Origin of the sequence: Micromonospora sp. NPDC048894 (assembly GCF_040649765.1) — a bacterium.
Lineage (GTDB): Bacteria > Actinomycetota > Actinomycetes > Mycobacteriales > Micromonosporaceae > Micromonospora > Micromonospora antibiotica.
In genome coordinates this window covers 16943-30206 of record NZ_JBEZFY010000013.1, presented here as the reverse complement: position 1 = coordinate 30206, position 13264 = coordinate 16943, and the positions used below count along the sequence as shown (strand labels likewise).

Below are 13264 nucleotides of genomic sequence, written 5' to 3'. Positions count from 1 at the left end.
TCGCTGTCGAGCAGCGCCACCCACCCCCGCCGCCCGCAAGAGCTGTTGTCGAGCCGTTCTCAAGCGCAGTGGTCGACGGGGTTCCCGCACCGCCGCCCGGGGGCCTGGCGACGTACGAGGTGGTCGAGGAGCCGGCTCGCCGCCGCCGCGACGTGCTCGCCGGCCGCGAGGGAGCGCCGCCCGGTCGTGGCGAGCTGCTCGAAGGTCCGCAGGTCCAACTCGCTGGTGTCGAGCCCCAGCCGGTATCCGCCGGCCAAGGTGACCAGCAGACGCCGGGCGACCTCGGTCACCGCGGCGTCCAGCAGTCGGCCCAGGCACTTGCGGACCTGCAGGACGTACGTCTACAGCGTGGTCTGTGCGCTGACCGGCGGATTCGCACCCCTGAGGACCAGTGGACCGAGGATCCGAATTTCATCTGCACCCGCAGAAGAGGGGAATTGGGGCCTCACGCCGATGGTCCCGACCGAGAGGCAAGCGTGTCTGACCATTGATGTCCGTAGTTTCTCAAGCCATTTCCTAGTGGTGGCCGGGAGACTCGGGTCGCAGCCATCACACGATGCCGAGAGAGGCGGGCCGGATGACCGGACGGGGCGAGTCGGCACGGTCGCAGGTCGGGAAACCGACCGGGACTCCGGTCGCCGTGGTGGGCATCGGCTGCCGCTTCCCGGGGGCCGACGGACCGGCGCAGCTCTGGCAACTGCTCAGCGGTGGCGGTGACGCGATCACCGAGGTGCCGGCCAGCCGGTACGACATCGACGCCTACCACGACCCGCGACCGGGCACGCCGAACCGGATCATCAGCCGCCGGGGCGGCTTCCTCGACCAGATCGACCAGTTCGACGCCGGCTACTTCGGGGTGGCGCCCCGGGAGGCGGAGCGGATGGACCCCCAGCAGCGCCTGCTGCTGGAGACCGCGGCCGAGGCGCTCGCCGACGCGGGCCTGACCCGCGAGCGGTTGTCCACGACCCGCACCGGTGTCTACATCGGCGGCATGTCCTCCGCCTACGGGCACCTGCTCAGTGACGCGTCGGTGCTGGACCTGCACGCGGCGACTGGCGGTGCCCGCAGCTTCCTGGCCGGACGGGTGTCGTTCGCCTTCGATCTGCGCGGCCCCAGCATGGCGGTGGACTGCGCCTGCTCCTCCAGCCTGGCGGCGCTGCACCTGGCCTACCAGAGCGTCCGCAACGGGGAGACCCAGCTGGCGTTGGCCGGCGGGGTGAACCTGGTCCTCTCTCCCGAGGAGACCATCCCGTTCTCCGCGGCCAGGATGCTCGCGCCCGACGGCCGGTGCAAGTTCGGCAGCGCCCACGGCGACGGCTTCGTCCGCAGCGAGGGGGTCGCCGTGCTGGTGCTCAAGCCGCTGGACCGGGCCGAGGCGGACGGCGACGCGATCCACGCGGTGATCTACGGGTCCGCGGTCGGCAACGACGGCCAGTCCGGCGGGTACCTGCTCACGCCGTCCCAGCCGGGCCAGGAGGAGACGCTGCGCGCGGCGTACGCCGACGCGGGCGTGTCGGCCGGGCTGGTGGACTACGTCGAGGCGCACGGCACCGGGACGGCGGCCGGTGACCCGGTGGAGCTGAGGGCCCTCGGCGTGGTGACCGGCGAGGGTCGGGACGGGCGGTCGCCGTGTCTGGTCGGCTCGGTCAAGACGAACATCGGCCACACCGAGGCGGCCGCCGGGCTGGCCGGGGTGATCAAGGCGGTGCTCGCCCTCCAGCACCGGGAGATCCCGCCGAGCCTGCACGCCGAGGAGCTGACCGGCGCGGTCGACTGGACGGGCCTGCGGCTGCGGCTGGTGCGCGAACGCACCCCGTGGCCGCAGACCGACCGGCCGGGCCTGGTCGGGGTCAGTTCGTTCGGCATCTCCGGCACCAACGCCCACGTGGTGCTCGGCGGGTACCCACCGGCCGCACCCGCACCCGCACCTGCCGACGGGGACGAGGCGCAGCTGCTGGTGCTCTCCGCACCCGACCCGGACGCGCTCGCCGCGCTCGCCACCGGGTACGCACGCTTTCTCGAACCGGGTGGTGCCGGGCGGGAACTGCCGCTGCGCGACGTGTGTTTCAGCGCGGCCACCCGGCGCGACCACCATGAGCACCGGCTGACCGCCGTCGGCACGTCGCCGGACGAGCTGGTCGAGCGGCTGCGGGCGTACGCCGCCGGTGAGTCCCGGCCCCGGCTGGGCGTCACCGCGTCGGCGCCGGTGGAGGGCGACCGGCCGGCGGTCGTCTTCGTCTTCCCCGGCCAGGGCTCGCAGTGGGACGGCATGGGGCGCGAGTTGCTGGCCGGCTCGCCGGTCTTCCGCGACATGCTCACCCGCTGCGACGAGGCGGTCCGGGCCGAGACCGGCTGGTCGCTGCTGGCCCGGCTGACCGGCGAGGCGGACGCCCCGGCGTCGATCGACACGATCCAGCCGACCCTGTGGGCGATGCAGACCGCCCTGTGCGCGCTGCTGCGCGACTGGGGCGTCGAGCCGGACCACGTGGTGGGGCACAGCATGGGCGAGGTGGCCGCGGCATGCGCGTCGGGCGCGCTCAGCCTCGCCGACGCCGCAGCGGTGATCTGCCGGCGTAGTCGGCTGCTGAAGACGGTCGCCGGGCAGGGCGCCATGTACTCGGTGGAGCTGTCCGTCACCGACGCGCAGGCCGCGCTGGCCGGCCACGAGCACCTGGTGGGCGTGGCGGTGAGCAACAGCCCCGGCTCGACGGTCCTCTCCGGCGACCCGCAGGCCCTGACCGCCATCGTCGCGGACCTCGAGGGGCGCGGCGTGTTCTGCCGCCAGGTGAAGGTGGACGTCGCCTCGCACAGCCCGCAGATGGAGCAGCTGCGCGAGGAGCTGCTGGCCTGCCTCGGCGACATCGCGCCCCGCGCGGGGCGTACCCCGTTGCACTCCACCGTGGACGACGCGCCGTGCGACGGCTCCGGGTGGGACGCGGCCTACTGGGTACGCAACCTGCGTGAGCCGGTGCGCTTCGGCGGCGCGGTGGCACACCTGGCCGGGCGGGGCGAGACGGTGTTCGTGGAGATCAGCCCGCACCCCGTCCTGTTGCCGGCCATCCGGGAGGCCCTGGCCCTCGCCGGGTCCGGCGGTGCCGCCGTCGGCTGCCTGCGCCGCGACGAGCCGGAACGGGCCAGCCTGCTCGACACCGTCGGCGCCCTGCACCGGGCCGGGTGCCCGGTCGACTGGCACCGGGTGTCCGGCGGGCCGCCGCCCCGCTACGTGCGACTGCCGTCCTACCCCTGGCAGCGCCAGCGGTACTGGCTCGTCCCGCCCGTAGCCGGCCGGCCGGCCCCGCACCGGGTGGAGCGGGTCGTCGACCTCACCCGCGAGCGTTACCTGCTCGACCATCAGGTGCAGGGCACCGTGGTCGTGCCCGGCACGGCGTACGCGGAGATGGTGCACGCCGCCGCCGACGGGATCTGCGGCGGGCAGACGCCCGTCCTGCGCGACATCCGGTACGTCGACGCGCTGTTCCTGCGCCCGGACCAGCCGGCACCCGCCCTGGCCACGACGTTCACCCCGCGCGGGCCGGACACCTGGGACTTCGCGGTGACCGGTGCGGAGGCGACCCACGTCACCGGCACGGTGACCCGGACCCCACCCGCCGGGCGGCGCACGCTGCCGCTGGACACGATCCGGGCGGCCTGCCCCGACCACCTCACCGGCGCGGACTTCTACCGGCGTTTCGCCGAGCGGGGCAACGAGTGGCGGGGCGCGTTCCAGGGCGTCGCGGAGCTCTGGCTGGGCGACGGTCAGGCGTTGGGCCGCATCCAGGTGCCCGCCGGGGTCGACCCGAGCGGGTACACCTGCCACCCGGCGCTGCTGGACGCGTGCGGGCAGGTGCTCGCGTCGCTGATCCCGGCCGGGGACCGGTCGTCGGCGTTCGTCCTGGGCAGCATCGACGAGTTGTCGATCCACCCGGATCCCGGCACACCCGCCTGGGCGCACGCCGTCGCGGTCACCGCCTGGCGCTCCGACTCGGTCTGCGGCGACCTGGTGGTGTCCGACGCGGACGGCCGGGTGATCGTGGAGATCAACGGACTGCGCCTGCAGTACCTACAACCGCCGGACTCGGTACGTGACCCCGACGGCTGGTTCCACGAGCTGCGGTGGCAGCCGCTGCCGGCGCTGTCCGACGTGCCGCGGCCGGGCGACCGCCGCCTGGTCCTCGCCGACCGGACCGGCGTCGGCGGCGCGCTCGACGCCGAGGTGCGGGTGTTCGCGGGCACCGGCTACCGGCGGCTGGCAGCCGACCACTACGAGATCGACCCGACCGCACCGGCGCAGTACCGCCGGTTGCTCGCCGACGTGCGGGCCGACTTCGACGGCCTGACGCCGACCGAGGTGGTGCACCTCTGGGCGCTGGACGTGGACCAGCCCGACGACTCGGCCCCGGTGCAGCGGCAGGCGCAGGACGCCGAGCGTCTCGGCTGTGCCAGCATCCTGCGCCTGCTGCGGGCCCTCGCCGACGCCGGCCTGGCCGAGCCGCCCCGGCTGACCCTGGTGACCCGGGGCGCGCACCGGGCGGGGGACACGGACCGCAGCGTGTCGATGTGGCAGGGTGCCGTCTGGGGGCTGGGCAGGGTGCTCGCCCACGAGCACCGGGATCTGCGCTGTGCCCTGGTCGACCTGGACCCGGCGGGGTCGCCGGCCGAACTCGCCGCCGCGTTGGGCCGGGAGTTGGCCGGTGCCGGCCCGGAGGACCAGGTGGCGCTGCGGGGCGACCGGCGGTACGCGGCGCGGCTGCGGTCCAGCTCCGTCGGCGTCCGTCGGCCGGACGGCGTCGAGGTCGCCCACCAGGTGCAGGCCACCGTGCCCGGCATGCTGGACGGGATGCGCCTGGTGCCGGTGCCGCGGCGCGCGCCGGGGCCGGGCGAGGTGGAGGTGCGTGCCGACTACCTCGCGTTGAACTACCGCGACGTGCTGGTCGCGATGGACATGTATCCGAGCCTGTCCGACCGACCCGCGACCGTGATCGGTGAGTGCGCCGGCACGGTCACCCGGGTCGGACCGGGCGTGGCCGGGCTGCGGCCCGGTGACGAGGTGGTGGCGGTCGCACTGGAGACGCCCGCCGCCAGCTACCTGTGCGTCAACGCGCACCTGGTACGCCGGCGGCCGGCCCGGCTCACCCCGCAGGAGGCGGCCACCGTGCCGGTCGCCCTGGTCACCGCCTACCAGTCGCTGGTGCACCTGGCCCAGGTGCGGCCGGGCGAGCGGGTGCTGATCCACCACGCCACCGGCGGGGTCGGCCTGGCCGCGGTGCAGGTGGCCCGCTGGCGTGGCGCCGAGGTGTACGCCACCGCGGGCAGCCCGGAGAAGCGGGCGCTGCTGCGGATGATGGGTGTCGCGCACGTGTCCGACTCGCGCAGCACCGGGTTCGCCGACGAGATCCGGGAAGCCACCCGGGGCGAGGGCGTCGACGTGGTGCTCAACACGCTGGCGGGGGAGGGCCTGCTCAAGAGTGTGGAGCTGCTGGCCGACCGGGGGCGCTACGTCGAGCTGAGCCGCCGTGACCTGGTCGAGGGCACCCGGTTGGACCTGCGGCTGCTGGCCCGGGGCGCCTCGTTCTTCGTGGTAGACGTGGTGGATCTCGGGCTCAGTGACCCGCGCCGCCTCGGCGCGATCCTGGAGGAGACCCTGGCCCTGGTGCAGGCCGGTCTGCTCGAACCGCTGCCGCACCGGGTCTTCCCCGCTGCCGAGCTGGTCGGGGCGTTCCGGCACCTGGCGCAGGCCCGGCACATCGGCAAGGTGCTGGTGTCCACGGCGGAACTGACCGCGCCCGCAGCGGTCGAGGTCGCCGCCCCGCACCGGCCGGTCCGGCTCGATCCGGCCGCCGGCTACCTGGTCACCGGCGGGCTGGGCGACCTCGGCCGGGTGGTCACGGACTGGCTGGTCCGCGAGGGTGCCCGGCACGTCGTGCTGACCGGGCGGACCCCGCTCGACCGGACCGGCGGCGAAGGCTGGCTGGCTGACCTGCGACGGCACGGGGTGCGGGTGGCGTACGAGGCGGTCGACGTGGCCGACGAGGAGGCGATGCGGGCGGTCCTGCGCCACCACGAGCAGGACGGCCCGGCGATCCGGGGCGTGGTGCACGCGGCCGGAGTCATCGAGTACGGCGCACTGTCCGAGCTGGACGACGGGGTGCTGTCGGCGGTCCTGCGCCCGAAGGTCACCGGTGCGGCCGTGCTGCACCGGCTGTTCGCCGAGCGGCCGCTGGACTTCTTCGTGCTGTTCTCCTCCGGCTCGGCGGTGCTCAGCTCCCCGATGCTCGGCGCGTACGCCGCCGCGAACGCCGCCCTGGACTCACTGGCCGACCAACGCCGCCTCGCCGGGGCGACCGCGCTCAGCGTGAACTGGGGTTTCTGGTCGGTCGGCATGCCGGCGCGGGTCGGTCGTCAGCAGGGTCGGGCGATCAATCCCGCCGGGATGGACACGTTCAGCCCTCGGGAGGGCATCGAGGCCCTGCGCCTGCTGCTGGCCAGGGACGCCACCCATGGCGTGGTGCTGCCTGCGGACTGGCGGCGGTGGGCGACGGCGCATCCGGACGCGGCGGCCTCGCCGCTGCTGCGTGACCTGCTCGCCGAGCCCACCACCGCTGCGACCCCGGCACCCGCAGTGCCGTGGTCGCCGTCGCCCGCGACGCCGCCCACGCACCGACCCACGGACACCGGCACCCCGGTCCCCGAGGTCACGGCCCACGTCCCCGCTGCCCCCGTCACCGCCGTCGCCAGCGCCACGGGTTCCGTACCGGTGGGACCGGGCGTCGGTCAGGTGGCGGCTCCCGGGGTGGCGGACACGCTGACCGACCAGGACGCGGTGCAGCGTTACCTGGCAGGGGTCCTCGCGGAGGTGCTGGGCATGCCGTCGGCCCAGGTGCACCCCCGGCGTCCGCTCAAGCGGCAGGGCCTGGACTCGCTGATGGCCGTGGAGGTCCGCACCCGGGTCCAACGTGACCTGGGCATGATGCTGCCGATCGCGAAGATGCTCGGTGGCCACAGCGTCGCCGACCTGGCCGGCGAGGTGTTCAGCCAGCTGGGCGACCCGGGCCGCCACTGACCGGGCGTGGCCCGCCGTACCACCTGCCGCCCGTGCGGCCCGACGCCGTCCGCCCGACGCGGTGGCCCCGGGGCGGACTGGTCCGGTACGGGCGGTGGCGGTGACCGCGAGCGTGCCGGTCACCGCCACCGTGGTCGTGCGGTAGAGCCTGTCGTCGAGCCGGGTGTCGGACCGCCCGTCAGCCGCGCGCCGCGTCGGCCTGCGGGATCAGCTCTGCCCGCTTGGCCACCTCCGCGGCGAACTCGCCCAGCGTCATGATGGCCAGCGTCTCGATGTCGTCGTCGTCGAACGTCACGCCGAACTGGTCCTCGACCCGCAGCGCGAGCTCGGACACGGCGAGCGAGTCGAGGTCGACGCCGGACGGTCCGAGCATCGAGTCGGGGCCGGTGTCGTCGGTGTAGAAGTTCATCTCCCGCAGCGCCTGCATGGTGAACGCGAGGACCTCGTCGGCTGACATGGTTCAGCTACCTTCTCTCGGGTGGCAGGGAGTGGCGGGGCGGCGTCCTCGGTGGACCGGTCGCACATTCTCCGGACGAACTGCCGTCAATCGACGACGTCGTGTGTGGTCACCGACGACCCGCAGCGCCATCACGCCAGCCGACGACAGATCTCCCCGATGCGTGGCCCGAAGTTAGCAACGGCCACTCGCGGCGGTCAATGCGACACCGGTCGCCTCCATGCGTGCTGAAGTCGCAACGGCGGCCGGATTCAAGCAGTTCTCAGTCCGGCGTCAAGGTCACGTGCGCCGTGCCCCCGTGGACGGCCACTACAGTCCTTGAAGAATGGCGGACGTGGTGCCATGGCCGGCCGATCCGGGAGACGCGGTTGAAGATCACCAACGTTCACCTGTCCGGGCTGGGTGTCTTTCAACCGCCCGTGACCGACGCCGGACAGGCCGCCCGGCGCGGGGATTACAGCCCGGCCTCCTACCTGGAGAACCGGCTGACCGGCGTCGGCATCGCCGGGGACGTCTCACCGCCGGAGATGGCCGTGCACGCGGCCCGGCAGGCGCTGACCCGGGCCGCCGTCGACCCGACCGGGATCGGCCTGGTGCTGCACGCCTCCATCCACCACCAGGGTCCGGAGATGTGGCTGCCCGGCCCGTACATCCAGCGGGAGGTCGTCGGCACGTCGACCCCCGCGTTCGAGGTCCGGTTGGGCTGCAACGGCGTGTTCGCGGCGCTGGAGATCGCCGCCGGGCACCTGGCCGTCGCGGCGGCGGGCCGGACGGTGCTGGTGACCACGGCGGAGAACCTCGGCACACCGCTGATCGACCGGTGGAACTCCGCGCCCGGCTTCATCCTGGGCGACGCCGGCAGCGCGCTGCTGCTGGACCGCGACACCGGTTTCGCCCGGCTGCGCGCCGTGGGCAGCGTCGTGGTGCCCGAGGTGGAGCCGCTGTACCGCGGCGGCGAGCCGCTGTATCCGCCGCTGGCGGCGCAGGGCCGCACGATCGACATGCGCGAACGTGCCGAGCACTTCCGCAACAATGTGATGTCGCTGACCGACGCCGCCGAGATCAGGACCCGCGCCCGGCTCGACCTGATCGAACGGACGCTGGACGAGGCCGACCGCAAGCTGACCGACATGACCCGGGTCATCTGCGGAAACTCCGCCGCCTACATGGTGCAGCACGACCTGGTGGAGCCGCTGGGCATCACCATGGAGCGCACCACCTGGCAGTTCGGGCGCGGCGTCGGGCACACCGGCGCGAGCGACCAGCTGCTGTCGCTCAACCACCTGCTGGTCACCGGGCAGCTGGCCGCCGGTGACCACCTGCTGCTCTACGGCGGTGCGCCGGCCACCCTGTCCTGCGCGGTCCTGGAGATCCTCGACGTCCCGGCGTGGGCCGGGGCATGACCGGGCCCGCACGTACCTGGCTCGTCACCGGGAGCTCGGCCGGTCTCGGCCGGGCGCTGGTGACCGAGCTGCTCGCCCGGGGTGAGACGGTGGCGGCCACCGCCCGCGATCCGCGTACCCTGGCGGACCTGCGACCCCCCTCGGCGCAGGCGCTGTGGACGGCCCGACTGGACGTCACCGATCCGGAGCAGATCCGGCAGGTGGTCGACGACGCCGCCCGGGCGCTCGGCCGGATCGACGTGGTGATCAGCAACGCCGGATACGCGCTGGTCGGCGCGGCCGAGGAGGCCAGCGGCGAGCAGGTCGACAGGCAGCTCCGGACCAACCTGACCGGCCCCATCCACCTGGCCCAGGCGGTGCTGCCGCACCTGCGGGCGCAGGGCGGCGGGCGGATCATCCAGATCTCGAGCATGGCCGGGCAACGAGGGTCGCCCGGCACGGCCGTCTACTGCGCCACCAAGTGGGGCGTGGAGGGGTTCTTCGAGTCACTGGCCGCCGAGGTGAAGGGCTTCGGCATCGGCGTGACGATCGTCGAGCCCGGCACCGTGAGCACCGGATTCTTCGGGCGGAGCAAGGAGCTGACCGCCGAGTCGCCCGCCTACGCGGGCACCCCGGCGGCGATCCTGCGTCGCCGGGCGCAGGACGGTCGCCTGCCGTGCCGCGGCGACCTGGCCAGGATGGCCGCCGCCGTGGTCGACGTCGCCACCGGGCCGACCGTCCCGCTGCGGCTCGCGCTCGGCAGCGACGCGTACGCCGCGATCCGGCGCGGACTGACCGCCCGGCTGGCGGACCTGGAGGAGCAGCGGGAGATCGCGTTCTCCACCGACCTGACCGCAGGCGACGGGTCGACGCCGTCGACGCCGCACCGAGGACCGGAGGGGAACGACGATGCGCATCACCGTCCTGGCGCTCGGCAGCCGCGGTGACGTCTATCCGCTGACGGCACTCGCCGCGGAGCTGGCCCGCCACGGCCACGAGGTACTCGTCGGGGCGTCGATGAACCTGGTCGACCTGCCCCGGCAGCTGGGGCTCGACGTGGTGCCGGTCGGGTGGAACCAGCAGTCGATGATGCAGACCGAGCGGGGCCGGGAGTGGGTCACCAAGAGCACCCTCGACTCCTTCCTCCAGATCACGATCGAGGCGTACCGGGACTACGGTCGGCGGTTCGGCGACGAGGCGATTCAGCTCACCGCCGGCTGTGAGGCCATCGTCTGTGCCGTGGTCAGCGAGCAGTGGGCCGCGACGTTGGCCGAGGCGCACGACGTCCCGCTGATCGCGTACGACCTCACGCCGTCGCGGCCGAACGACGTGGTGCCGCATCCGCTGGTGTCCGTCGACCCGCTGCCGACCCCCGAGGCGAACCGGGCGACCTACCTGCACTACACCCGGCGGGCCTGGCGGTACCGGCGGGACCTGATGTTCGATTTCCGTCGCCAGCTCGGGCTGCCTCCGATGCCGCCGCACCCGAAGCAGCTGCGGCGGCCGCTGGAACTGCAGGGCTACAGCCCCACCCTGGTGCCGGGCCTGACCTGGGACGCCTACCGTCCGATCGTCGGTGACCTCCGGCTGACCCCGGACGACCTGCACCGCGCCGGGATGTCCACCCTCGATCCGGAGCTGGCGCGGTGGCTCTCGGCGGGCGAACCACCGGCACTGTTGACGTTCGGCAGCACGCACGTGGCGGATCCGGCCGCGATGATGGCGGGCATCGAGCGGGTCTGCCGGTCGCTGGGGGTGCGTGCCCTGGTGGCCACCGGCTGGGGCCTGGCCGGGGTCGCGCCGTCCACGTCACCGCAGCTGCGGGTGGTGCCCTACGTGGACTACGACCTGGTGCTGCCGCACTGTGCCATGGTGGTGCACCACGGCAGCGCCAGCATCACCGCCGCCGGGGTGCGTGCCGGCATCCCCACCATGGTCTGCTCCTCCTACGCCGACCAGCCGTTCTGGGGCCGCCAGCTGGAACGGCTCGGCGTCGGTGTGCACGTGCGGTTCACCGACCTGTCCGAGGACGTGTTGCGCTCCGGCATGTCCCACCTGACCACCGCTGCGTTGCGGCGGCGCGCGGTACAGCTCGGCGAGCAGATGCGCGCGGAACCCCACGGCACGCTCGTCGCCGCCGACGAGGTCGACAAGTACCTCGCCGGATGAGCGGCGGAGCAGCCGCCCCCGACCGGGCCCGGGCGGTCGTCGAGGAGGTGGTCGGGCTGCTCGACCTGGTGACCGTCGACCCCGCCACGGTCACCACGGACCGGCTGGTGCCCGTCGCGGGGGTGTTCTCCGGTCGCGGCACGACGCGGGGCACCACCCGCCGGTACGGGGGGCTCATCGCCGCGCAGGCGCTGACCGCCGCCGCGCACACCGTGCGGTCCGGTCGACCGGTGCACTCGCTGCACGCCTACTTCACCCGGCCGGGCGACAGCCGCAGGCCCGTCACCTACCTGGTCGAGGCCCTGCGCGACGGCCCGTCCATGTCCGTCCGACGGGTGGTCGCCCTCCAGCGTGACACCCCGATCTTCTTCCTGACCGCCTCGTTCCACGATCCCGGCACCGGGCCGGCGCACGGGCGGCCGGCACCCGAGGTCCCGCCACCGGACGAGGTGCCGACCCTGGCCCGGCTGCTCGCCGACGCGCCCGGCCGGTTGGCCGCGGTGCAGGACATGCTCTTCGCGTTCGACGTCAGGTACCTCGGCCCGCCGCCCGGCGGGCGGACCGACGGGGAGCGGGCGGGTGAGGCGCACCGCCGGGCCTGGGTGCGGGTGGCCGGGAGGCTGCCCGACGACGGGCCGCTGCACGCCGGCGCGCTGGTGCTCATCTCGGATCTGCCCCTGCTGCTCAGCGCGATGGTGGCCGGGCACGCGACCGAGTGGGGTCCGGGTGACCTCGGCGTCAGCATCGACCACACGGTGTGGTTCCACCGGCCCTGCCGGGCCGACGAGTGGCTGCTGTACGACTGCGACAGCCCGTGGGCGGCCACCGGTCGTGGCCTGGCGACCGGCCGCCTGTACGCCCGCGACGGCGACCTGGTGGCCACGGTGGCCCAGGAGGGCCTGCTGCTGACCCGGCCCGCCCGCTGAGCCGGGGAACGACGGACCCGGGACGGCCCGCCGCCGCCCTCAGACCGGTACCGCCTCGATCGCGCCGTCGGTGACGCCCGTGACGGCGAAGCCGGCGTCGGCGAGGAGCTGGCCGTACTCCGCCGCGGTGCGGTCCCGGCCCTCCATCAGGACCAGCATCAGCAGATCCACGATCCGGTTGCGGGGCGCCCCCCAGGTGCCCGCGCCGGCTCCGGTCTGCTGCGGCTGTGCCGGCAGCAGCTCCTCCAGCACCAGCAGCCGCGCCCCGGTCGGCATCGCCGCGCGCACCCGGGCCAGCACCCGGGCGACGTTGCCGTCGTTCCAGTTGTGCAGGACCCGCCGCAGCACGTACCGGTCGCCGTGGGTGGGCACCCGGTCGAAGAAGCTGCCGACGACGATCTCGACCCGGTCCAGGACCCCGGCGGCGGCGAGCCGGGCACGTCCCCGGGCCGCGGCCTCGGGCAGCTCGACGAGGACTCCGCGCAGCTCGGGGCGGGCCCGCAGGAGGTCGGCGAGCAGGCCGCCGTCGCCGCCGCCGAGGTCCACCACCGTACGGGCGTCGTCGAACAGCCGGGCGGGGGGCGGCGGCGGTTCCGGGGCGGTGGCCATCGCCCCGTTGAACGTCGCGGCCAGCTCCGGATGCCCGCCCAGGTACTGGTAGAAGGGCTCACCGAAGCGGTCGGTGAAGGCCGGCCGGCCGGTGCGGACGGTGTCGAGCAGGCCGCCGAACGAGGCGAAGACCTCCTGGCCGTACAGGACGGCCGTGTCGCGGACCGAACCGGGGACGTCGGTGCGCAGGTATTCCCCCATGCCGGACAGGACGAAGTCGTCGGGACTCGTCTGGCGCAGGACGCCGGCGTCGGCGAGCGCGGCGAGCAACCGGCGCAGCGCGACCGGGTCCAGCCCGGCGGCGGCAGCCAACGCGGCGCCGCCGGTGGTGCCCGTGGCGATCCGGTCGGCCAGGCCGAGCAGGGCGAAGACCGAGCATGCCTGCGCCGTCCAGGTGGCACAGAGGACGTTCAGCAGCCGCTTGCGGAAGTACTCGTCGTCACGCGCCACGGACGGCTCCCCGCGCCACGGCCCGCACCGGGGCCGGGCGACCCGACCGGGCCCACCCCGACGACCGTCCCCACGGCGGTGCGGCCGGCCCCCGTCGCCGGGGGCAATGCCCTTCCGTGCCCTGTCGCTGCCGCGGCATAATCGTTCTCCACCGAACCTCTAGTGAATGTCGAGAGAAGTGCGGTCCGGGCCCGCCCACGCCTCGGTATCG

At 74.2% G+C, this 13264-nt stretch carries 8 protein-coding genes; 5 read left to right on the top strand and 3 right to left on the bottom strand.

Annotated features, from left to right (window positions below; genetic code table 11):
• Nucleotides 1–59 precede the first annotated feature (59 nt).
• The gene (locus tag AB0C22_RS24490) at nt 60–290 is read right to left on the bottom strand and encodes a hypothetical protein (RefSeq protein ID WP_219460522.1); all 231 of its coding nucleotides are present in this window, start codon (nt 288–290) and stop codon (nt 60–62) included.
• 287 nt (nt 291–577) lie between these two features.
• Between AB0C22_RS24490 and AB0C22_RS24485 the strand changes: the two genes are divergently transcribed.
• Nucleotides 578–7060 carry a type I polyketide synthase gene (locus AB0C22_RS24485; protein WP_357537225.1) on the top strand — a complete coding sequence of 2161 codons (6483 nt, stop codon included), beginning with the start codon at nt 578–580 and terminating at the stop codon, nt 7058–7060.
• Between the two features lie 178 nt (nt 7061–7238).
• Here AB0C22_RS24485 and AB0C22_RS24480 read toward each other — a convergent pair whose 3' ends face one another.
• Nucleotides 7239–7517, bottom strand: a complete 279-nt coding sequence (locus AB0C22_RS24480) for an acyl carrier protein (RefSeq protein WP_219460528.1) — start codon at nt 7515–7517, stop codon at nt 7239–7241.
• 368 nt (nt 7518–7885) lie between these two features.
• Here AB0C22_RS24480 and AB0C22_RS24475 point away from each other — a divergent pair, with 368 nt between their 5' ends.
• From AB0C22_RS24475 to AB0C22_RS24460, 4 genes are read left to right on the top strand one after another with little or no spacing between them, the layout of a single operon-like run.
• Entirely contained in the window at nt 7886–8920 is a 1035-nt protein-coding gene (locus AB0C22_RS24475; protein ID WP_357537223.1) for a ketoacyl-ACP synthase III family protein, read from the top strand.
• Nucleotides 8917–9846, top strand: a complete 930-nt coding sequence (locus AB0C22_RS24470; RefSeq protein ID WP_357537221.1) for an SDR family oxidoreductase — start codon at nt 8917–8919, stop codon at nt 9844–9846. Before AB0C22_RS24475 ends, AB0C22_RS24470 begins: the two co-directional genes overlap by 4 nt.
• On the top strand, nt 9809–11068 hold the full coding sequence (locus tag AB0C22_RS24465; protein WP_357537219.1) for a glycosyltransferase: 1260 nt from the start codon (nt 9809–9811) through the stop codon (nt 11066–11068). The genes AB0C22_RS24470 and AB0C22_RS24465 overlap by 38 nt, the downstream gene beginning before the upstream one ends.
• Nucleotides 11065–11994: an acyl-CoA thioesterase domain-containing protein gene (locus AB0C22_RS24460; RefSeq protein ID WP_357537217.1), complete on the top strand. Its 930-nt coding sequence runs from the start codon at nt 11065–11067 to the stop codon at nt 11992–11994. Before AB0C22_RS24465 ends, AB0C22_RS24460 begins: the two co-directional genes overlap by 4 nt.
• 39 nt (nt 11995–12033) lie before the next feature.
• Here AB0C22_RS24460 and AB0C22_RS24455 read toward each other — a convergent pair whose 3' ends face one another.
• Nucleotides 12034–13053: a methyltransferase gene (locus AB0C22_RS24455; protein ID WP_357537215.1), complete on the bottom strand. Its 1020-nt coding sequence runs from the start codon at nt 13051–13053 to the stop codon at nt 12034–12036.
• Nucleotides 13054–13264 lie beyond the last annotated feature (211 nt).